Here is a 21521-nt window from a genome sequence, read left to right as displayed (position 1 = left end):
AGCCGTGAACCGACGGACAAAAATTGTATGCACACTTGGACCTGCGACAGCTTCTGGCGACCGCATCCGTGAGCTCGTGGAGAGCGGCATGGACGTGGCTCGCCTCAACTTCAGCCACGGCGAGCATGCCGATCACGAAGAAAACTACATTCGCGTCCGCGCCGCGTCGGACGCCACCGGAAAGGCCGTCGGTGTTCTCGCCGACCTCCAGGGGCCCAAGATTCGCCTCGGCCGATTCAAGGACGAGCGGACCACCTGGGCCAACGGTGAAGAGGTTCGTATCACCGTCGACGACGTCGAGGGAACACATGATCGCGTCGGGACCACGTACAAGGAATTGGCGCGCGACGCCAAGGCCGGCGACCGACTGCTGGTCGACGACGGAAAGGTCGGCCTGGTCGTCACTTCCATCGACGGTAACGACGTCGTCTGTCGGGTCACCGAAGGCGGTCCGGTCAGCAACAACAAGGGCCTCTCGCTGCCTGGCATGAACGTCTCCGTTCCTGCCCTGTCGGGCAAGGACATCGCCGACCTCGAGTTCGCCCTCAAGCTGGGCGTCGACTTCATTGCACTCTCCTTCGTTCGCTCACCCGCGGACGTCGAATTGGTTCACGCCATCATGGATCGAGTCGGGCGCCGTGTTCCCGTCATCGCGAAGCTCGAGAAGCCCGAGGCGATCGACAATCTCGAAGCCATCGTGCTTGCATTCGACGCCGTCATGGTCGCCCGCGGTGACCTCGGTGTCGAGTTGCCGCTCGAGCAAGTCCCGCTCGTCCAGAAGCGCGCAATCCAGATTGCTCGTGAGAACGCGAAGCCGGTCATCGTCGCCACACAGATGCTCGAGTCGATGATCGAGAACTCGCGTCCCACCCGTGCAGAGGCGTCCGACGTTGCCAACGCCGTTCTCGACGGCGCGGATGCAGTCATGCTCTCGGGCGAGACATCAGTGGGCAAGTACGTAATGGAAACCGTTCGCACCATGGCCCGCATCGTCGAGGCCGTCGAGAATGAATCGACCCGAGTCCCACCCCTGACTCACGTCCCGCGCACCAAGCGCGGTGTCATCTCGTACGCAGCACGTGACATCGGCGAACGTCTGGACGCCAAGGCATTGGTTGCGTTCACACAGTCCGGTGACACGGTGCGACGACTGGCTCGCCTGCACACCCCGCTGCCGCTGCTCGCCTTCACACCGCTGCCCGCAGTGCGCAGTCAGCTGACGCTGACGTGGGGAACCGAGACGTTCCTGGTCGATGCGGTGGCCACCACCGACGAGATGGTGCGTCAGGTCGACAATGCTTTGCTCTCCCTCGGGCGATACGTCAAGGGCGACCTTGTGGTCATCGTTGCCGGGTCCCCTCCGGGAACCGTCGGCTCCACTAACCTCATTCACGTCCACCGTATCGGCGAAGAGGACCACTGAGTGACCCACGCGAATGCGTCCACCGACCTCGGCACTCTCCTCGGTCTGTTGGATCTGGAGCAGATCGGTGACGACGCGTTCCGTGGACAGCACCCCGAGCAAGTAGGTTCGCGCACGTTCGGCGGTCAGTTGGTGTCTCAGGCACTGATGGCCGCCGGACGGACCGTCGACGGTGAGCGCCCCATCCATGCCGTCAACGCCCATTTCATTCGGGGTGGAGATGTCAAGGCGCCCATCGAGTATCGGGTGGAGCGTCATCGTGACGGGCGTGCTTTCGCCAACCGTCAGGTGACGGCCTATCAGGGTGAAAACGAATTGTTCGTGATGCTCGCGGCGTTCCAGGACTCCGGCAAGGGGCTAGACCATGCCGTCGAGATCCCGGATGTTCCACTTCCGGAGTCACTGCCGCCGATCGGCGATCATCTGGTGGGGTACGAGGAAAAACTGCCGCATTTCAGTGCGGCGCTCAAGCCGATCGACATGAGGTACGCCAACGATCCGGCGTGGATACTCAAAGGCACCGGTGAGAAACTCAACCACAATCGGGTGTGGATGCGCCCCGACGGTGATCTCCCGGATGATTCACTCGTACACGCTGCGACGCTTGCATATTCGTCGGACACCACTGTGCTCGATTCGATTCTGACCACTCATGGATTGTCCTGGGGTCATGATCGTATCGTCGCGGCGACGGTCAACCACTCGATCTGGTTCCACCGTCCGTTCCGATTCAGCGATTGGGTTCTGTACGCGACCGAATCGCCCGTCGCTGCAGGTTCGCGTGGTCTGGCGACCGGACGGTATTTCTCGGTGGAAGGACTGCTGTTGGCAACGGTGGTTCAAGAAGGAATGATCAGGCACTTCCCGCGCAAGGGGGAGTGAGAAGCGGGCCCGAGACTGTGCTCGGGCCCAGGTTCAGGCCGACTTGCGATACTGCGGTGAGAGTTCGTCGGCGCGGTCCCACGGAGACCAGTCGACTTCGCGTCCGTCGAGTTGGGCCGCAACAACTTCCAAGCCCGCGTGCCAGCCGGCGGCGTGGGCGTACGCGGACTCTTCGTCTTCCATCGTGTGGGTGAGGGTCAGCCAACAGCCGCCGGTGCCGTCCGGAGCCAGCTCCCAATGCAGAGTGTCTGCGTCCCAGAGGAATTCGAGAATTCGGTGCGGGTGGACGCTGATGACCGTCCCACGCGTCACGTGATCTGCGGGTAGTCCGAAACGCTCGACTTGTTCCGGTGTCACCTTGAACAGCAGATCCGCGCCAGGAGTGAGATCGAAATCGACGTCCGCCGGGAACCAGGCATCGAGGTACTCGCGTTCCGTTATCACTTTCCAGACCTTGTCCGGTGCGTGCGGAATCGCCAGTTGGAAGCTCAGTGACACCCGACCGTCATAGGTCAGGTTTATCTTGCCGTTGTCCATCGGTGCCTCCAATGCTTGGTGCCCGTGCGGTTGCCCCCATCGTGCCATCTAATTGCACAGGATGGAATAACTGCAGGTCAGATCGTTACCTATTGATAGGTTATGTCGATTTGTCTCGTTTTGAGAGCGGCGTTCTCGATGCGTTTCGTGGCGGTGAAACAACCGCGCTGTACGCTGACCACGCACGACTGGCGCGGGTGGGACCTACCACCGGGGAGTGCACATCGCGAGGCATCGACCGCCTGGGTGCTTCACACATCTTGTGTGAAGGGAGAACCATGGCCGCCAAGAATCTGTCCGCCGAGAATGTGTCCAGCCAGAGCGAGCCCGCTCGAATTATCGACGGTCGCGCCATTGCCGATGCTGCGCTCGCAGACCTGTCAGTGCGCACCAGGCACTTTCGTGAACAGACGGGGCATGTTCCCTGCCTGGCAGCCGTCATCGTGGGATCGGACCCGGCCTCGAAGGCCTATGTGCACATGAAGGCCAAACGGTCCGCCGCTGTCGGAATGACGTCGCGAACAATAGACCTACCGGTGAGTGCGACCACGGGAGAACTCGTCGACGTGCTGAAGGCGTTGTCGGCGGACCCTTTGATCGACGGCATACTGCTTCAACACCCGGTACCAGACCACATCGACGAACGGGCCGCGTTCGATGCCATCTCGGCCGACAAGGACGTCGACGGCGTCACTTCGGCATCATTTGCGGCAATGGCGTTGACCGGAGTGGGATTCGAATCGTGTACGCCGAGTGGCATCTTGCGCCTCCTCGACGCCACAGGCGTCGAACTCGCCGGAAAGCATGCCGTTGTAGTCGGCAGAAGCCCCATCCTCGGACTGCCGATGGGAATGCTCCTCCTGCGTCGAGGCGCAACGGTGACGTACTGCCATTCGCGAACCGTCGACCTGGCCGCTCATGTCGGTACGGCGGACGTCGTCATCGCTGCTGTCGGTGTTCCGGAACTGATCAAAGGGGCGTGGATCAAGCCTGGGGCAGTGGTGATCGATGCGGGGTACAACGCGGGTAACGTCGGCGATGTGGTGTTCGGCGCCGCGCTCACTCGCGCCGGTGCAATCACACCGGTGCCGGGTGGTGTCGGCCCCATGACGGTTGCGGTACTGCTGGAACAAACACTGGCAGCAGCAGTTCGGGCAGCGGAAGTTCGGGCAGCAGCAGTTCGGGCATGAGGATCGTGACAGTCGTGTTGGACCGGACCCCACAATCGCCCCGGACCGATTGTGAGACCTCGGTTTCGAGATGGAGATTCAGCCGACCCTCGACAACTGGATTACGGCAGTTGACGACTGCTGCGCCGGGATGCCTGCGCTGGAAGCACAATTGGGTAATCAATGTCAGTTGTCGACTGCGGGGATGTCGATCGTCAACTGGGACGGTGAATCGGATGTCGACACCGTGTACGTCGGACGGATGTCGACCGTCCCGACAAACGACTGCAGGATCGTATTGTTCACGGCTGCACTGTCCATACGCGTGATGCTCGCGCCCTCGTGCGATACAGAGTCGTGCACGGAAGCCGACTGGACTCCCATCAGATCGACCTGAAGTATCGAGCGACTACCGACATCTACGACTGTGCTGTCTCCCGCTCGGATTGCTTCACTGACGTATTCGGTCTTCCAGAACACCGGTCCGTTGCCGTCGAAGCGGTAGGTGATGCGGGTGAAACCCTCGTGATCGGTCACGTCGATCTCGCTCACGTCGACGGGTGGATTCGGTGAAGGGATCTCTGTGTCGTTGGGCAATGGGGGACGCATGGAGATCTCGGTGGACGGGGCATTGAGCGGGCGAGAGCCGACCTGAAGGGTGCCGGTGCGTGTTGCAGCGTCGAGGACGACCTGGGTGGAAGATCCGCCGGCAGTGTCGGATTCGTCGTCTGTCTGACACCCGGCGAGCAGCGAGAGAAAAGACATGGCTCCGAGCAGAGTAATTACCCGGCGAACGTTCATGGATCGAACCTAGCGGCGGTTGATCCGGGGTACAGCCGAATGCCGAAACCTTGCGGTACGGCCGACTGCGGCAGGTGGTGCCCTCGGTGAGACTCGAACTCACACTGGACGGGTTTTGAATCCGTTTCCTCTGCCAATTGGGATACGAGGGCTTGTTGCGATGACTACATTAGAAGATGCGATTTCAATGTCAAACACCGGTACCCTCTAATCGTTCGCGTCTCGTGTCGGGGCGGTTCGATGGAGGAGGATGGTGGCCATGAATTCGCCGCAGCCGCAAGGCAATCAGCTCGCACCCCGTCGTGTTGTCGTCGCTGAAGACGAGGCGTTGATCCGCATGGATCTGGTCGAGATGCTCCGCGAAGAGGGCTACGACGTCGTCGGCGAGGCCGGTGACGGACAGGTGGCGGTCGAGTTGGCCGAGTCGCTCAGGCCCGATCTGGTCATCATGGACGTGAAGATGCCCAGGAGGGACGGCATCGACGCGGCGTCGGAGATTGCCGCCAAGCGCATCGCTCCTGTTGTCATTCTCACAGCGTTCAGTCAGCGCGAGTTGGTCGAGCGCGCACGCGATGCCGGCGCCATGGCCTACCTGGTCAAGCCGTTCTCCATCAGTGACTTGGTGCCTGCCGTCGAATTGGCGGTCAGTCGCTTCCGAGAGGTGACCGCGCTCGAGCGTGAGGTCGCCGATCTGTCCGACCGACTGGAAGCACGCAAGCTGATCGAGCGTGCCAAGAGTGTTCTGATGGTTCGCCAAGCGCTCACCGAACCCGAGGCGTTCAAGTGGATTCAGCGCGCCGCGATGGACCGGCGCTCCACGATGAAGGCCGTCGCACAGGTCGTACTGGAAACTCTGGGCGGCGAACCGGACGCTTGAGCAAAGTGTCCGGGTCATCCGGGTGCTGCGTCGACCGTCGAAACGTCGCGCAGCGCTACAGCCGTGTAAACACTGTGCGCCTTCAGATAACAGTCAGGTCACAGGGCTTTCTTGAAGGATCGCGAAACGGTTCCAAGGTCTAGCGTCTGATCCCACAGCGAGCGCCAGTTCGGGCGGCGCGAGCACCGGCTGATCTTAGGAGCGTGGGATGGCTAGACGAACACTTGTGCGTACTGCTGCAGTTCTCGGCGCGGCATCACTGGCACTTGCAGGCTGTAGCTCGGACAAGTCGGATGACTCGTCTTCGAGTGGCTCTACGTCCGGCGCTTCCGCCGCGACGACATCCGTCACGACCGATTGCACCCCGGAGCAGGCCAAGGCCGGCGCCACCCCGTCCACGGAAGCGCTGCGCATCGGCACGCTTCTTCCCGACACCGGCAGCTTGTCGTTCCTCGGGCCGCCGATGGTTGCGGGCACCCAGCTGGGAGTCAACGACGTCAATGCAGCCGGAGGCGTTCTCGGCCAACCGGTCCAGCTGATTCCCGGCGATTCGGGAGACACCACGACGGACACCGCCAACTCCACCGTCGACCGCGAATTGGCGGCCGGCACTCAGGTGATCGTCGGCGCCGCGTCGTCGTCGGTCTCGCTCAAGGTGATCGACAAGATTGCCAGCGCCGGCGTCGTGATGTTCTCTCCTGCCAACACGTCGGACCAGTTCGTCTGCTACCCCGACAAGGGCATGTACTTCCGCACCGCTCCGACGGACGTACTGCAGGCTCAGGCCGTCGCACAGCTCATTTCGGACGATGGTGGTCAGCGCGTAGCCATCATGGCTCTCAACGACCCGTACGGGACGGGTCTGGCCGACAACATCGAAAAGAATCTGATCGATTCGGGTGTCCCCTCCGATCAGATCGAGAAGATCATCTACGACCCGAACGCGCAGTCGTTCAACTCCGAAGTCGATCAGGTCAAGAACTTCAATCCGGATGCTGTTGCATTGGTGGGCTTCGAGGAGTCGGCGAAGATCATCACGCGAATGCACGAGGTGGGCATCGGCCCGTCGGACGGAATGGCGATGTACGGCGTAGACGGCAACATGGGTAATGCGCTCGGCGAATCCGTGGCAAAGCCGTTGCTCGACACCATGCAGGGAACGACGCCACTGACGGATGTCGGAGCCGCCTTCCAAGATCGCCTAAAGGCAGTCAACCCGTCACTGATCGACTTCAACTACGCCGGAGAGTCGTACGACGCGGTGGTGATCTCGGCACTTGCTGCCGAGCAGGCGAAGTCGACAGCGGGCACGGACATCGCGGCGAACATCAACAGCGTCACCGAAGGCGGCACCAAGTGCACGTCCTACGTGGAGTGCCTGCCGTTGGTGAAGGCGGGAACCGACATCGACTACGACGGCATCACCGGTGAGTTGGACTTCAACGATTCGGGAGAGCCGTCCATCGGTTCGTACGGAAAGCTCAAGTTCGGCCCTGAGAACACGCTGACCACAGAAGGATTCGTGGTGGTGGGCAAGTAAGCCGTCGACGAGAATGGGCCAGGGTCGAGAGACCCTGGCCCGTTCTCATGTCGTGCCTACTTCTCTTTGCTCCCGGCGAGCGTTCCAAGATACAGCTCGATCACCTTGGGGTCGTTCATCAGATTGGCGCCGGTATCGGTGTACGCGTTCTTGCCCTGATCGAGTACGTAGCCGCGATCGCAGATCTGAAGGCAGCGGCGCGCGTTCTGCTCGACCATGATGACCGAGACACCCGCAGCATTGATCTTCTTGCAACGGATGAACACCTCGTCCTGGAACATCGGGGAAAGGCCCGCGGACGGTTCGTCGAGGAGCAGGACCGACGGGTCCATCATCAAAGCCCGGCCCATCGCGACCATCTGACGTTCGCCGCCCGAGAGTGCCCCGGCCTTTACCTTTCGTCGTTCACTCAGGAGTGGAAACAATTCACTCACGAAGGCAAATCGCTCCGCGAATGCCTTGGGACGCAAATAAATTCCCATCTCGAGGTTTTCTTCGATAGTCAGAGTCTGAAAAACGTTCTGTGTCTGAGGGACGTACCCGACTCCCTTCTGCACGAGGACGTGAGCGGGCGCAGACGTGATGTTGTCCTCGCGGAGAGTGACCGATCCTTCGCGAACCGGTATCAAACCGAACAGTGACTTCAGGAGTGTCGACTTGCCTGCGCCGTTCGGTCCGATGATTCCGACGATCTCGCCTTCCTTCAGGAAGAAGTTGCACTCACGCAGGATGTTGACGCCGGGAATGTAGCCGGCGACGAGGCTGTCGGCGCGGAGCAGGGCACCGGCCGACAGTCGCTGATGCTCTTCGGCTGTCGCGGCGAACTCTGCGGGTGTGAGTGAACGTGCTTGGTTGTCGCTCATGGCTTCTCGTGCCTTCCGCGCGGTTCCTCGGGACTCGATTCCAGCGTCGCGGCGAGATCGGCTGGGAGGTTGTCGATGTCGGGTTCCGAGAGATCGCCGCCCGCCTCGAGCGTTTCGACCTCGGCTTCTGCCAGGGCGGCGGCCAGAACGGCCGTCTCGCCCACCGGATTTCCGTTGTCGTCGAACTCGAGGGCCTGGTCGTGGTGGCTGCCCAGATATGCGTCGACGACAGCTGTGTTGGACGAGAGTTCATCCGGAGTGGACTCGGCGATGACGCTGCCCTGTGCCATGACCACCACCCAGTCGCTGATGTCTCGGATCACGTCCATGTCGTGCTCGACGAAGACGACCGTCATTCCGTCGTCGCGCAATGATTTGATGTGTCCGAGCAGGCTTTGCGTCAGAGCGGGATTGACGCCTGCCATGGGTTCGTCGAGCATCACCACCGAGGGCGAGGTCATGAGTGCGCGAGCCATTTCGAGCAGTTTGCGCTGTCCGCCTGACAGGGAACCGGCGAGGTCGTCGGCTTTCGTGTCGAGTTTGAAACGGGCGAGGAGTTCGTTGGCGCGCTCGGTGATCTCGCGTTCCTGACCCTTCCAGATCCACGGGACAAGCGAGGCGAAGATGCGTTCACCTCGTTGACCGGTGGCGCCCAGGCGTACGTTGTCCAGCACCGTGAGTTTGGACAGCGCCTTGGTCAACTGGAACGTGCGTACCACTCCTTTCCTGGCTACCTGGTGGGGATACATGCGACCCAGCGATTGACCGTCCATCGACCACGTACCGGTGTCCGGCCGGTCGAAACCGGTGAGGAGGTTGAAGAGGGTGGTTTTCCCGGCGCCGTTGGGGCCGATCAGACCCGTGATGCACCCGCGTTGAATTTCGAGGTGGTCGACATCGACGGCTTTGAGGCCGCCGAACGTGCGCGAGACGTTGTCCGCGATCAGTACCGGGTCGGGTTTTGCCGATCCCGGAAGATGAGGAACGTCGGCAAAGATCTGTGCTCTGGTATCGGCGTCAAGCATTGAGTTGCACCTCCCGCTTGTTACCCAGTATTCCCTGCGGTCTGAAGACCATCAGAAGAGCGATCATCAATCCGAGCAAGACGTACCGGGTGGCTCCGACCTGTTGTTCGGTCAGCGAGAGCAGCGGATTTTCGCCGGAGATCGCCTGACGCAACAAAGCGTCTGGAATGGCGAGGAGGAACCAGAACAGCATTGCTCCTACCACCGGGCCGAAAACCGTTGCAGCCCCGCCCAGAATCAGTGCGCCGAACGCAAAGAACGTCTGAGCGGTCGAGTAGAAGTCCGGGTTGATGGACTTGGTCTGGAGGGCGTTGAAAACACCGGCCAGACCACCGATCACGCCGCCGAGAACCAGAGCCTGCATCTTGTACACGAAGACGTTCTTGCCCAACGATCGCGCTGCATCCTCGTCTTCACGAACCGCCTTGAGGACGCGCCCCCACGGGCTGTGCGTCAACAGGTAGACAAATCCGCACAAGATCAGGACCAGGGTCCAGCCGACGACCATCGACCAGAGGTCGTCTCCGTAGAACTTCACACCGAGAAACGAGTACTGCTTGGCCGAGTCGAATGGGCTCAGTGCGGTGAACGGATCTGCGAAACCGAACAGGCCGTTGGTGGAACCGGTCACCGAATCCGACGCGGTCGAGCGGAAGATCAGACGCAAGATCTCCGAAGCCGCGATGGTGACGATGGCGAGATAGTCGGCGCGCAGACGCAGTGTCGGGATACCGAGCACGAGCGCGAGGAGGCCGGCTGCGGTAAGTCCGACGAGGATGCCGAGCCACAACGGTTGGTCGTAGGTCACCGTCATGATGCCGACGCCGTAGCCGCCGAGAAGAGCAAAACCGATCTGACCGAAGTTGAGCAGTCCGGCGTAGCCGAAGTGCAGGTTCAGCCCGATCGCGAGCAGTGCGTAGAAGATTGCCGACGGCCCGATCAACTGGGCGAAGGAAACCTGGAAAGCTCCCATGATGTCCATGTTCGTCACCCGATCCTTTGTCTGGATCCGAGGATGCCCTGGGGGCGAACCACGAGGATCACGATCAAGACGAGAAGTCCGCCGATGTATTTGAGGTCGGGGTTGATGATGAGCGTCGAGAGTTGAACCAGAAGTCCGACGATGACGCAGCCGAGTAGCGCCCCGTACGCCGTTCCCAGACCACCGAGGGTGATTCCGGCGAACATCAGCAGCAACAGTTTGAAGCCCATCTCCCACTGGACGCGTCCGCCGAGCTCGGAGATACCGAAGAGCACACCGCCGAGTGCGGCCAATCCGCCGCCGAGGCCCCAGACGAACATGATCACGCGCTCGACGTTGATTCCCGACGAAGCGGCGAGGTCACGATTGTCGGAGACGGCGCGCATGGCCTTTCCGATGCGAGTCCTCTGCAGAAGAAGTGCGACGCCGACCAGGACGACCAGACTGACGATCATGACCATCGCGTTGGCGTCGGTCAGTGCGATCGGGCCCCAGTTCTTCTCGACCTGCCCCTGGTAGTCGTCGAAGGGTTCTGCTCGATCGGAGAAGAAGATGAGGATCAGGTAGCGCAGGGAAATCGCGAGACCGATCGAGACAACCAATTGCGCGATCAACCCGGTCTTGCGCTTACGCAGTGGTTTCCAGACGATCCCGTTGGTCAGCAGGCCGATGCCGATGCCGACGAAGATCGCGAGGATCGTGGCGGGAATCAGCGGAACGCCGAAGGACGTGTTGATCACCCAGGCAGCAACGGCTCCCAACGTCACCATCTCGCCGTGAGCGAAGTTGGTCAGGCCGGTCGTGCCGTAGATCAAACTCAGACCCACACCGGCGATCGCGATCACGAGACCGAACCGCAGACCGTCGACAGTCGTGCGGATGAGCTTCTCGCCGAAGCTGACATTCGAGGCGGTGCGAACCTCGCCGAACGAGAAGATCACGGTGTTCGCGCGGCCGGCCACCACCTCGCGTTCGACAGCGGCTTGCACACTGACCCCGTCGGGGAGTGTGTCGGCAACGATCTCGAAGGTGTAGGTGCCCGGTGCCACGGCCAGTTCCCAACGGCCGTTCGATGCCGACTCGCCGGTGGCGACCTCGGTGCCGGAGGAATCGAGCGCGCGCACCGTGACGCCCTCGAGCCGGGTGCCACCGTTGTTGAGATTGCCGCTGACGGGGACGGCATTGTCGGGAACCGGTTTTGTCGGTTCTGTCGGTCCTGACGAGGTCGGCGGTGCAGAGGAGTTGGTGGGTGCCGGGGAGTTGGTCGGTTCCTGGGCCCCGGCAGTTCCGGCCAGGCTGAGTAATGCGAAGAACGTGAGTAATGCAAAGGCCAGTAGTCGGCTGAGTGTTGCGAGGGTATGCCGTTTCACTACGGGTGGGGCCACGTACGTCCTCCGAGCGGGTCGGGACTAGCGCGTCTGGACAAAGGTGCCACGCAGCGGAGAGCTTGATCCGTTCCTGCGATTTCCGGACTCTAACGGCTCTGTTCGCTTCAGATGGGGTTCTGGGATTTCCGGGATGTTTCGGTTCCGTATCGAAGACCGATGGCTGCATCACTTGTCCGATTCTTGTGCCTGTTCCTGCGTAAACAACGGCGAAGGCGTCGATGTCGGTCGCGATCCCTAGACTGATGAACCGTGAGCCCCGCAACCACAACTCGGTCCAGCACGTCCACCGCTTCAGCCGGCACCACCGGCAAGGCGGACGATCGCCCTCTCTTGATGCTTCTCGACGGGCATTCGTTGGCGTTTCGCGCCTTCTACGCGCTGCCTGCAGAGAACTTCAAGACACACAGTGGGCAGGCCACCAACGCGGTGTACGGCTTCACGTCGATGTTGATCAATCTTCTTCGCGACGAACAGCCGACCCACTTGGCTGCGGCCTTCGACGTGTCGCGTCAGACGTTTCGCGCCGACCTGTTCCCTGAATACAAGGCGCAGCGTGCGAAGGCTCCGGACGAATTCAAGGGCCAGATCGACATCACCAAAGACGTTCTCGGCGCGCTGGGCATCCCGGTCATGGCCGAGGAAGGTTTCGAAGCCGACGACGTGATTGCCACGTTGACCACGCAGGCGGAGGCCCTCGGATACCGAGTTCTCGTCGTGACCGGCGACCGCGACTCGCTGCAGCTGGTGACCGACAACGTCACTGTGCTCTACCCGAAGAAGGGCGTCTCGGAGCTCACCCGATTCACGCCGACGGCCGTCGAGGAGAAGTACAGCCTCACTCCGTCGCAGTATCCGGATTTTGCTGCCCTGCGCGGCGACCCGAGTGACAACCTCCCCGGTATCCCAGGCGTCGGCGAGAAGACCGCCACCAAGTGGATCCGTGAGTACGGTGACCTGCAGGGACTGGTGGACAACGTGGACAAGGTCCGTGGCAAGGTGGGTGACTCACTACGCGAGAACCTTGCAAACGTCCTGCTCAATCGCCAGCTGACCGAAATGGTTCGCGACGTTCCTTTGCCGTACACGCCCGAGCAGTTGGTGTTGGCTCCGTGGGACCGCGAGAAGATTCATGCGTTGTTCGACGATCTCGAGTTCAAGGTTCTCCGCGATCGACTGTTCGCGACCCTGTCGTCGTCCGAACCCGAAGCCGAAGAGGGCTTCGAGGTCAGCGGCGACGCACTCGCCCCAGGTTCGGTTGCGGCATGGCTCGACGCTCACGCGCGAACCGGTGAGCGTCACGGCGTGACTGTGCTCGGAACCAGAACTCCGTTTGCCGGTGACGTCACTGCACTCGCGATCGCGGCCTCCGACGGCGAATGCGCATACATCGCGACATCGACGGCGACGCCGGAAGATGAAGCGGCTCTCGGTGATTGGCTTGCGGACGCATCGCAGCCGAAGGCGCTGCACGAAGCCAAGTGGGCGATCCACGCTCTGCGTGGGCGTGGTTGGACGCTCGGCGGACTGACCAGCGACACCGCTCTGGCCGCGTACCTCGTCCGGCCAGGCCAGCGCACCTTCAATCTCGATGATCTGTCCCTGCGCTACCTCAAGCGTGAACTTCGTGCCGAAACCTCCGGCCAGGAACAGCTTTCACTTCTCGACGACACCGAACAGCTTGATGCCGAAGCGGCCGAGACCGCGATGCTCAGCGCTCAGGCCGTCCTCGACTTGGCAGCTGCGTTGGATACCGAGTTGGAGTCGATCGAGTCCAAGTCGCTCCTCTCCGACATGGAACTGCCGTTGACGATCGAGCTCGCGCAGATCGAGGCCACCGGCATCGCCGTCGACAGCGCGCATCTGCACGATCTGCAGAGTCGTTTCGCGTCCCAGGTCGCCGACGCCGCAAACTCCGCGTACGAGGTGATCGACAAGCAGATCAACCTGGGTTCGCCGAAGCAGCTGCAGGTGGTCTTGTTCGAAGAACTCGACATGCCCAAGACCAAGAAGACGAAAACTGGCTACACCACCGACGCCGAGGCGCTGCAGGGTCTGTTCGACAAGACGGGACACCCGTTCCTCGAACACCTTCTCGCGCACCGTGATGCGACGCGTATGAAGGTGACCGTCGACGGTCTTCTCAAGGCCGTGGCCGAAGACGGTCGCATCCACACGACGTTCAACCAGACGGTTGCCGCGACCGGACGGCTGTCGTCGACCGATCCGAACCTGCAGAACATCCCGGTCCGCAATGATGCGGGGCGCGAGATTCGCGACGGATTTGTGGTCGGGCAGGGGTTCGACGTTCTGCTCACTGCCGATTACAGCCAGATCGAAATGCGCATCATGGCGCACGTCTCAGGCGACGAGGGACTGATCGAGGCATTCAACACCGGTGAGGACCTGCACAGCTTTGTCGGCTCACGTGCATTCGGTGTTCCGATCGAAGAGGTCACTCCTGAACTGCGTCGCCGGGTCAAAGCGATGTCCTACGGTCTGGCCTACGGATTGAGCGCTTACGGATTGGCGTCGCAGCTGAAGATTTCGACCGAAGAAGCGAAGCAGCAGATGGATGCGTACTTCGCTCGTTTCGGCGGTGTGCGGGATTACCTCCACGCAGTGGTCGAGCAAGCGCGTAAGGACGGTTACACCTCGACTCTCTACGGGCGACGTCGGTATCTGCCCGATCTCAACAGTGACAACCGTCAGCGTCGTGAGGTGGCCGAACGTGCTGCCTTGAACGCGCCGATCCAGGGCACGGCGGCCGACATCATCAAGGTCGCGATGATCAACGTGCAGAAGGCTCTCGCCGACGCCGGATTGAAGTCGCGCATGCTGTTGCAGGTTCACGACGAATTGGTGCTCGAAGTGGTTGCCTCCGAGTTGGAGGAGGTCACTGCGTTGGTCAGGGACAAGATGGCCACAGCCATCGAGTTGTCGGTACCGCTGGATGTTTCGGTGGGAACTGGTCGAAGCTGGGACAGCGCGGCCCACTGAGTCGGCAACAAATAGGGCTGGCTACGAAAAAGGCTGGGCCGGAATCGCATTCGATTCCGGCCCAGCCTTCTTTCGCTACTCAGCAGAGGCGGTCTGCTCTGCGATCTGCTTGCGGACCTCGTCCATGTCGAGTGCCTTGACCTGAGTCACCAGCTCTTCGAGCTGAGCGGCAGGAAGTGCGCCGGCCTGGTTGAACACGAGAACGCCTTCGCGGAAGGCCATGATCGTGGGGATGGAGCGGATGTTGGCGGCCGCTGCGATTCCCTGCTCGGCTTCGGTGTCCACCTTGGCGTGAACGACGTCGCTGTGCTTCTCGGAGGAGGCTTCGAACGTCGGCGCGAACTGGCGGCACGGGCCGCACCATGAAGCCCAGAAGTCCACGAGGACGACGTCGCTGCCGTTGATCGTTTCGTCGAAGTTCTGCTGGGTGAGTGTCTGGGTGGCCACGGGGGTCCTTTCCATTGTGCGGGCTGTTGGTGTGTGCAACGCCCCGGAACCGCTGATTCTTCCCTGAGTGGATTTCAGCTTGCGTTCTCGGCCGCCCGAAACGTCCGGCGGTACGCCTGGGGCGTGGTGCAACGCAGGCGAATGAAGTGCTGGCGGAGCACGGCACCGCCGCCGAATCCGACGCGTTCTGCGATGACGTCGACGGAGAGGTCCGAATTCTCGAGTAGTTGCTGGGCGGCCAGTACTCGCTGATCGCTGAGCCAACGCGCGGGGGTTGTCCCTGTTTCCGCTTGGAAACGGCGCGCAAAGGTGCGAGCGGACATGTTCGCTCGCGCTGCAACCATGCCGACAGTGAGGTCGACGGCGAGATTCTCCGTCATCCAGTCGAGGAGTGGGGCAAGAGTTGCGCTCGGCGTCGAGGTGAGGGGAGTGGCGACGTACTGAGCCTGACCGCCGTCACGATGCGGCGGTACCACCATCCTTCTCGCGATGCCGTTGGCCACGCGAGAGCCCTGTTCCTTGCGGACGATGTGCAAGCAAAGATCGATTCCTGCTGCGGTGCCGGCGCTGGTGAACACCGGATCTTCGTCCATGTACAGCACGTCCGGATCGACCTTGGCTTCCGGATACGTCTGGGCCAGCCTTTCGGCGTGACGCCAATGCGTCGTGCATCGCTTCCCATCCAGCAGTCCCGCCGCCCCGAGGACAAACGCGCCGGTGCACAGGCTTGCCACCTTGGCGCCCCGGGCCACCGCCTCACGGAGTTTGACCAGCAGGGGATCGACACTCGAGTCGGGACTCGGCGAGCACATATACGCGTCGCCTGCGTCGTAGGTGCCGCCGGCAGAAACGACGATGAGATCGGCGTCATCGAGAGAGTCGAGGTTGTACGGAACATCGATGTTGTAGCCGAAGCGTGTTCGGATCGGGCCCGGAACTGCGGCGATCAGAGAGAAGTCGTACGTCGGGAGGCCGTCGTCGGATCGGTCGAAGCCGAATACTTCACATGCCACGCCGAGTTCGAACGCCTCGGTCATCGGCATCAGTGGGACCACCACTTTCGCGAGCATCTTTCGAGTGTGACAGAAAAACGACAAAGTGGCAGAAAATCGACCATGTCTGGCTTTTCTGCCACTGTTGAAGGGCGCGGCCTTGCGTCAGGCTGGACACATGGCAATCATCGTCATCAGTCTTCTGGTCCTCCTGGTCCTGAACGTACTAGCTCTTGTCGGCCGTACGCCCGACACCCGTCACGACGTCAGTCCTCATGGAGACTTCACTCTGTGAGGGTGAGTCTGGCTTTCCAATACACCGCAGCTGCGGTGGTGTGGGGAGCCAGTTTCCTCTTCATGAAGATCGGGCTCGAGGGTCTGTCCTTCACTCAGGTAGTTTTGTGGCGCTTGGTCTTCGGCGCTTTCGCGCTTGTTCTCGTGTCAGCGGTGAGTCGGATCGGCATACCGAGGGACTTTCGCGTCTGGAAACACTTGGCGTTTCTCGCAGCGACGCAATGCATCGTGCCGTGGCTGCTGTTCAGTTGGGCCGAGCAGAGCATGTCTTCCGGACTCGCGAGTATCTACAATGCCACCACACCATTGATGACTATGGCTGTCTCGCTTGCCTTTCTGCCGGGTGTGACGCTGACGCGATACAAATCGCTGGGGTTGCTGCTCGGATTCGCTGGAGTGCTGATCGTATTGGCGCCGTGGAATCTCGGCGTCGGCGGAAGTCTCGGCGCTCAGATGGCCTGCCTGGGAGCGACTGCGTCGTACGGGATTTCGTTTGTCTACCTCAGGCGCTTCGTGCTTCCGCTCGGGATCGACACCCGTACGGTCGCGCTATTGCAGATCAGTATCGGTGCACTAGTGATGGTTCTTGCCTCTCCGGTCGTCGCGAACACGCCGATGCACCTGACGCCGGCAGTTGTCCTGTCGATGATCGCGCTGGGCGCGCTGGGGACTGGGCTCGCGTTCATCTGGAACACCAATGTCGTTCAAGGGTGGGGGCCGACTGCAGCGTCGACTGTCACCTACCTCAGCCCAGTAGTGGGCGTCGCGCTCGGGGCAATAGTGTTGGACGAGAGGATCGGCTGGAATCAACCGGTTGGGGCACTCGCAGTGATCGCGGGAATCCTGATGACCCGACGAGCAACCCGATCTGTCACAGCCGCGGCGTCAGCAACCATTCCGTCTTCTGTTCGCCGTCCCAGCGCCTGATCGCTCCGCTGCGCCCGTGAATCACGTCGGTGCCGACCAGAGCGATGGCCTCACCCAGACGTGCAGGTTCGACGCGGCGGGCGAGCGTCACATGCGGCGTCCACCCGCCAGGCTCGACATGGGCGGGTAGCGCAGTTGATCCGACTGTTGCTTCGGCTATTTCTCGGTGCAGGTGAAGGAGCGCGCGCGAAGGAATGACTGAGCGAGCCAAGACCATCTGCTTGCCGCCGAATACGACGTAGCCACCCAGTCGGACTTCGAAGTCCGGGGCCGAGAAGCGTCGCTTCAACAGTTCGTCGATCTCGACGGGGATCTCGCGGGCGACGAACAGCGTGATGTGCGGGCGGTTGGACGGGCTGTGATGGGAGGCCTGACTTGGGAATCCGGCGTCGGCGAGAAGCTGCCATTGCGCGCGGACTGCCGACTCACTCACCGGATCGAGGAGCAATTCCACCGACTGGACCATGGTGAGCAATGATTGCCTGATGACAGGTGCGAGCGCAATCGGTACGCCGGCCATGCGGCTGGGACTCATGCACGGCGACGGAATCGGCCACGAAATCGTCCCGGCGACACGGCAGATCGTGGATGCGGCGTTGTCAGCGGTTCATGCGCCGCCCGTGGAGTGGGTCGAGCTTCCGCTCGGGAGCTCGGCCATCGACAGCCACGGCACACCGATTCCCGACGAGACCATCGATGCGTTGGGACAGCTGCAGGGTTGGATACTCGGACCGCACGACAGTGTGTCCTATCCAGAGAGGTTTAGCGGACAACTCACCCCCGGCGGCGTCATCCGGAAAAAGTTCGAGTTGTTCGCGAACATCCGACCGGCGGCAGCGTTCCCCGGCGTGAAGGCGATGGTCCCCGACATGGATCTGGTGATCGTCCGCGAGAACACCGAGGGGTTGTACGCGGACCGGAACATGGCAGTCGGCAGCGGCGAATTCATGCCGACGCCCGACATCGCGTTGGCAGTCGGTGTGTTCACCCGCGCCGCGTGTGAACGAATCGCACGCACTGCCTTCGCGTTGGCGTCGCGTCGGCGCAATCACGTCACGATCGTCCACAAGGCCAACGTCCTCACGCTGACCACCGGCCTCTTCCGCGACGCCTGCCGAACCGTCGGCGCAGAGTTCCCACACGTCGTCGTCGACGACGAGCACGTCGACGCGATGGCGGCGCACCTGGTTCGACGCGGCGGCGACTTCGACGTCGTAGTGACCGAAAACATGTTCGGCGACATATTGTCCGATCTGGCGGGTGAGCTGTCTGGTTCACTCGGAACTGCCCCGTCGATCAACGCTTCCGAGAAGCAGGTCATGGCTCAGGCCGCGCACGGTGCAGCACCCGACATCGCCGGCAAGAATCGGGCGAACCCAACGGCACTGTTCCTCTCGAGCGCGATGATGCTCGACTGGCTCGGTGACGCGCGGAGCGATCGGTTGTTGTCTGTGGCGGCAGGCCGGATTTCGGACGCCGTTCGCACGACCATCGCTTCGGGCATCGCCACCGCAGACCTCGGCGGTTTGGCATCGACCAGCGAATTTTCCGAAGTCGTGTACGCACACACTCTGCGTCGCTGATTCTTGTACGACAGGCCGGAATCTTGCGAAGTCGGCGACGGTGGAACTCCTGCCGTAACCTACCGTTCGACTGAATTTCGGATGGACGTTGCAAGTGCGGCGATCGACGAGTGGAGAGCAGAGTCGTGGTCGGTGAAAACGCACGGGCACCAAGGCCACGTGGCTGGGGTAGTGCCGCTGGTAGTGGCGGGGGTATACGCGCCAACGTGGTGCGAGTCCTGTTGGTGGGCTTGATCGTCGCTCTGTGCGGTGGGTGCGTCACCAACAACGAGGGTCTCGTTCCAGAAGGACCTCCCCTGAATGTCCAGAAGGTTCCAGAGATCGCTGCTCTCCTGCCGCCCAAGGTAACGGAGTCGGGCAAGCTACAGGTCGGCGTCAACATTCCGTACGCACCAAACGAATTCAAAGATGAGAATGGCAAAATCGTCGGCTTCGACGTCGACGTCATGAACGCAGTGGCGACTGTGCTCGGGGTCGAAGCTGTCTTCAACCAGGCCGACTTCGACAAGATCATCCCCGCTATCCAGTCGGGAAGCTACGACCTCGGCATGTCTTCGTTCACCGACTCCAAGGAGCGGGAGAAGTCGGTCGACTTCGTCACGTACTACAGCGCGGGTATCCAGTGGGCGCAACGTCCGGACAATCCCGTTGACCCGAACAATGCGTGTGGGTTGCGGGTGGCGGTGCAGACCACAACCACCGAGGACATCGACGAAGTACCCGCCAAGAGCGAGGCATGCGTTGCTGCGGGCAAACCGCCCATCGAGAAGATCAAGTACGACAGTCAGGACGATGCGGCCAATGCTCTCATCCTGGGTCGAGTCGACGCGTTGTCTGCGGATTCACCGGTGACCGGCTATGCGATCAAACGGAGTAAGGGGCGGATGGAAGCTGCGGGTGAGCCCTTTGATTCCGCGCCGTACGGTTGGCCGATCGTGAAGGGTTCCGCCCTTGGTCCCGCCCTGCAGCAGGCAATGCAGTACCTGATCGACAACGGCGTCTATCAACAGATCGCGCAGACCTGGAGTGTTGAAGCCGGCGTCATCGAAGTATCCAAGATCAACGGCGCGGAAAGCTGATGAACATGACAACAACTGAGACTGGCGATCCGGCGCCGATCAAGGCGATCCCACTGCGCAGACCGGGCCGATGGGTCGCAGCAGTCGTGGTGGTGGTCCTGGTGGGGCTCTTTATCTACGGTTCGGCGACCAATGAACAGTTCGGCTGGGCGACTTACCGCCAGTACCTCTTCGACGCTCGAATTTCGAAGGCCGCCTGGGTCACCATTCAACTGACAATTCTGTCGATGGCAGCCGCGATCGTTCTGGGCATCGTCCTCGCGGTAATGCGGCTGTCGCCGAACCCGGTGCTGAAGTCCGCTGCCTGGGTGTATTTGTGGGTCTTCCGCGGCACGCCCGTTTACGTCCAGCTCGTCTTCTGGGGTCTCTTCCCCTCCATATACAAGAGCATCGATCTCGGCGTTCCGTTCGTCCATCAGTTCGTGCATTTCGACATGCAAGACCTCCAGGCGGCGTTTCTCTTCGCAGTCATCGGACTCGCATTGAACGAGGCGGCGTACATGGCCGAAATCGTCCGTGCAGGTATCGCCTCGGTCAACGAAGGTCAGACCGAAGCGTCAGTGGCTTTGGGAATGACGTGGGGTCAGACGATGCGGCGAACGGTCCTTCCCCAGGCGATGCGGGTGATCATTCCACCAACCGGCAACGAATTGATCAGCTTGCTCAAGACGACTTCGCTGGTGACCGCAGTGCCGCTGAGTACCGAACTCTACGGACGAGCGAGAGACATATCCGGTGCAAATTTCGAGCCGATCCCACTCTTGATGGTCGCGGTTACGTGGTACCTCGCAATGACCAGTGTTCTCATGGTCGGCCAGTACTACGTCGAACGCCACTATTCGAAAGGGTCGACGAGGACGCTCACTACGCGCCAGCTTCAGGCACTCGCCGACGCACAGGGCAAAGAAACGGTAGTGGAGACACTCCCGGATATTCCAGGAGGAGAACGCAGATGACACCGATGGTGAAGGCAGACCGGGTCTGTAAGAACTTCGGCGCGCTCGAGGTTCTCAAAGGGGTCTCACTCGAAATCGATCCCGGCCAAGTTCTGTGCCTCGTCGGACCGTCCGGGTCGGGCAAGTCGACGTTCTTGCGCTGTATCAATCACCTCGAGCAGGTCAACGCCGGCCGTCTGTACGTCGACGGCGACCTGGTGGGCTACTCGGAGAAGAACGGCAAGCTGTACGAACTCCACCCGCGAGCAGCGGCCAAACAACGCCGCGACATCGGAATGGTGTTTCAGCACTTCAACCTGTTCCCGCACCGCACCGCTCTCGAGAACATCATCGAAGCACCGACGCAGGTCAAGCGCGTCAGCAAGAAGAAGGCTGTCGAACGCGCGAAGGACCTCCTCGATCAGGTCGGGTTGAGCGCCAAAGCCAACGCCTACCCGGCCCAGTTGTCTGGCGGTCAGCAGCAAAGAGTTGCCATCGCCCGCGCTCTCGCGATGGACCCGAAGCTCATGCTGTTCGACGAGCCGACGTCCGCGCTCGACCCCGAACTTGTCGGTGAAGTTCTCACCGTGATGAAGCAATTGGCCAAAGAAGGCATGACGATGGTGGTCGTCACCCACGAGATGGGTTTCGCCCGCGAGGTCGCAGACCAGTTGGTGTTCATGGACGGGGGAGTTGTGGTCGAGGCAGGCGAGCCGCGGGAACTCCTGGCCAATCCGCAGCACGATCGGACCAAGGCGTTCCTGTCGAAGCTGCTGTAGC

At 61.5% G+C, this 21521-nt stretch carries 19 protein-coding genes, 1 tRNA gene, 1 pseudogene and 1 riboswitch; of the genes and pseudogenes, 11 read left to right on the top strand and 10 right to left on the bottom strand.

What is annotated here, in order from left to right; translation table 11 throughout:
• Positions 1-4 precede the first annotated feature (4 nt).
• Positions 5-1423 carry a pyruvate kinase gene (gene pyk, locus ACSW29_RS25285; protein WP_214890328.1) on the top strand — a complete coding sequence of 473 codons (1419 nt, stop codon included), beginning with the start codon at positions 5-7 and terminating at the stop codon, positions 1421-1423.
• Positions 1424-2305: an acyl-CoA thioesterase gene (locus ACSW29_RS25280; protein ID WP_448278584.1), complete on the top strand. Its 882-nt coding sequence runs from the start codon at positions 1424-1426 to the stop codon at positions 2303-2305.
• Positions 2306-2338: 33 nt separating this feature from the next.
• Here ACSW29_RS25280 and ACSW29_RS25275 read toward each other — a convergent pair whose 3' ends face one another.
• Complete coding sequence (locus tag ACSW29_RS25275) at positions 2339-2842, bottom strand: SRPBCC domain-containing protein (RefSeq protein WP_042923025.1); 504 nt, start codon at positions 2840-2842, stop codon at positions 2339-2341.
• A 174-nt stretch (positions 2843-3016) separates the two neighbouring features.
• A riboswitch (ZMP/ZTP riboswitch) is annotated at positions 3017-3097 on the top strand.
• Positions 3098-3120: 23 nt separating this feature from the next.
• On the opposite strand from ACSW29_RS25275, the pseudogene ACSW29_RS25270 reads away from it, so the two are divergent.
• Positions 3121-4087 (top strand): annotated as a pseudogene (locus ACSW29_RS25270) (bifunctional 5,10-methylenetetrahydrofolate dehydrogenase/5,10-methenyltetrahydrofolate cyclohydrolase).
• A 110-nt stretch (positions 4088-4197) separates the two neighbouring features.
• On the opposite strand, the gene ACSW29_RS25265 reads toward ACSW29_RS25270, so the two are convergent.
• Together ACSW29_RS25265 and ACSW29_RS25260 are read right to left on the bottom strand one after the other, a co-directional pair.
• Positions 4198-4812 carry an AMIN-like domain-containing (lipo)protein gene (locus ACSW29_RS25265; RefSeq protein ID WP_448278583.1) on the bottom strand — a complete coding sequence of 205 codons (615 nt, stop codon included), beginning with the start codon at positions 4810-4812 and terminating at the stop codon, positions 4198-4200.
• A 75-nt stretch (positions 4813-4887) separates the two neighbouring features.
• Positions 4888-4964, bottom strand: a tRNA-Leu gene (locus tag ACSW29_RS25260).
• 98 nt (positions 4965-5062) lie between these two features.
• Between ACSW29_RS25260 and ACSW29_RS25255 the strand changes: the two genes are divergently transcribed.
• Both ACSW29_RS25255 and ACSW29_RS25250 read left to right on the top strand, forming a co-directional pair.
• Positions 5063-5689: an ANTAR domain-containing response regulator gene (locus ACSW29_RS25255; RefSeq protein ID WP_095973349.1), complete on the top strand. Its 627-nt coding sequence runs from the start codon at positions 5063-5065 to the stop codon at positions 5687-5689.
• Between the two features lie 208 nt (positions 5690-5897).
• On the top strand, positions 5898-7229 hold the full coding sequence (locus tag ACSW29_RS25250; protein ID WP_317828956.1) for an ABC transporter substrate-binding protein: 1332 nt from the start codon (positions 5898-5900) through the stop codon (positions 7227-7229).
• Positions 7230-7285: 56 nt separating this feature from the next.
• Here the strand turns inward: ACSW29_RS25250 and ACSW29_RS25245 are convergent, their stop codons facing one another.
• From ACSW29_RS25245 to ACSW29_RS25230, 4 genes are read right to left on the bottom strand one after another with little or no spacing between them, the layout of a single operon-like run.
• Positions 7286-8092, bottom strand: a complete 807-nt coding sequence (locus ACSW29_RS25245; RefSeq protein ID WP_317828957.1) for an ABC transporter ATP-binding protein — start codon at positions 8090-8092, stop codon at positions 7286-7288.
• Complete coding sequence (locus ACSW29_RS25240; protein WP_230813273.1) at positions 8089-9117, bottom strand: ABC transporter ATP-binding protein; 1029 nt, start codon at positions 9115-9117, stop codon at positions 8089-8091. The genes ACSW29_RS25245 and ACSW29_RS25240 overlap by 4 nt, the downstream gene beginning before the upstream one ends.
• The gene (locus tag ACSW29_RS25235) at positions 9110-10099 is read right to left on the bottom strand and encodes a branched-chain amino acid ABC transporter permease (protein WP_003944088.1); all 990 of its coding nucleotides are present in this window, start codon (positions 10097-10099) and stop codon (positions 9110-9112) included. The genes ACSW29_RS25240 and ACSW29_RS25235 overlap by 8 nt, the downstream gene beginning before the upstream one ends.
• 5 nt (positions 10100-10104) lie before the next feature.
• Entirely contained in the window at positions 10105-11433 is a 1329-nt protein-coding gene (locus ACSW29_RS25230; RefSeq protein ID WP_448278937.1) for an ABC transporter permease subunit, read from the bottom strand.
• A 303-nt stretch (positions 11434-11736) separates the two neighbouring features.
• Between ACSW29_RS25230 and polA the strand changes: the two genes are divergently transcribed.
• The gene (polA, locus tag ACSW29_RS25225) at positions 11737-14484 is read left to right on the top strand and encodes a DNA polymerase I (RefSeq protein ID WP_448278582.1); all 2748 of its coding nucleotides are present in this window, start codon (positions 11737-11739) and stop codon (positions 14482-14484) included.
• Between the two features lie 75 nt (positions 14485-14559).
• Here the strand turns inward: polA and trxA are convergent, their stop codons facing one another.
• The gene (gene trxA, locus ACSW29_RS25220) at positions 14560-14931 is read right to left on the bottom strand and encodes a thioredoxin (RefSeq protein WP_214890358.1); all 372 of its coding nucleotides are present in this window, start codon (positions 14929-14931) and stop codon (positions 14560-14562) included.
• 74 nt (positions 14932-15005) lie between these two features.
• Positions 15006-16001 (bottom strand): helix-turn-helix domain-containing protein, encoded by a 996-nt coding sequence (locus ACSW29_RS25215; protein ID WP_448278581.1) that lies wholly within the window; start codon positions 15999-16001, stop codon positions 15006-15008.
• A 213-nt stretch (positions 16002-16214) separates the two neighbouring features.
• On the opposite strand from ACSW29_RS25215, the gene ACSW29_RS25210 reads away from it, so the two are divergent.
• Positions 16215-17144 carry a DMT family transporter gene (locus ACSW29_RS25210; RefSeq protein WP_448278580.1) on the top strand — a complete coding sequence of 310 codons (930 nt, stop codon included), beginning with the start codon at positions 16215-16217 and terminating at the stop codon, positions 17142-17144.
• Here ACSW29_RS25210 and ACSW29_RS25205 read toward each other — a convergent pair.
• Positions 17089-17664: a 2'-5' RNA ligase family protein gene (locus ACSW29_RS25205; RefSeq protein ID WP_448278579.1), complete on the bottom strand. Its 576-nt coding sequence runs from the start codon at positions 17662-17664 to the stop codon at positions 17089-17091. The genes ACSW29_RS25210 and ACSW29_RS25205 overlap by 56 nt on opposite strands.
• On the opposite strand from ACSW29_RS25205, the gene ACSW29_RS25200 reads away from it, so the two are divergent.
• From ACSW29_RS25200 to ACSW29_RS25185, 4 genes are all read left to right on the top strand, one after another.
• Complete coding sequence (locus tag ACSW29_RS25200; RefSeq protein ID WP_448278578.1) at positions 17630-18727, top strand: isocitrate/isopropylmalate dehydrogenase family protein; 1098 nt, start codon at positions 17630-17632, stop codon at positions 18725-18727. The genes ACSW29_RS25205 and ACSW29_RS25200 overlap by 35 nt on opposite strands.
• Positions 18728-18933: 206 nt before the next feature.
• Complete coding sequence (locus ACSW29_RS25195; RefSeq protein ID WP_448278577.1) at positions 18934-19806, top strand: ABC transporter substrate-binding protein; 873 nt, start codon at positions 18934-18936, stop codon at positions 19804-19806.
• Positions 19806-20762 (top strand): amino acid ABC transporter permease, encoded by a 957-nt coding sequence (locus ACSW29_RS25190; protein WP_003944035.1) that lies wholly within the window; start codon positions 19806-19808, stop codon positions 20760-20762. Before ACSW29_RS25195 ends, ACSW29_RS25190 begins: the two co-directional genes overlap by 1 nt.
• Positions 20759-21520, top strand: a complete 762-nt coding sequence (locus tag ACSW29_RS25185) for an amino acid ABC transporter ATP-binding protein (protein ID WP_003944053.1) — start codon at positions 20759-20761, stop codon at positions 21518-21520. The genes ACSW29_RS25190 and ACSW29_RS25185 overlap by 4 nt, the downstream gene beginning before the upstream one ends.
• Position 21521: the final 1 nt, after the last annotated feature.

The sequence above is a fragment of the Rhodococcus sp. GB-02 genome (assembly GCF_053470465.1).
This window is presented reverse-complemented; position numbering and strand designations above follow the sequence as displayed.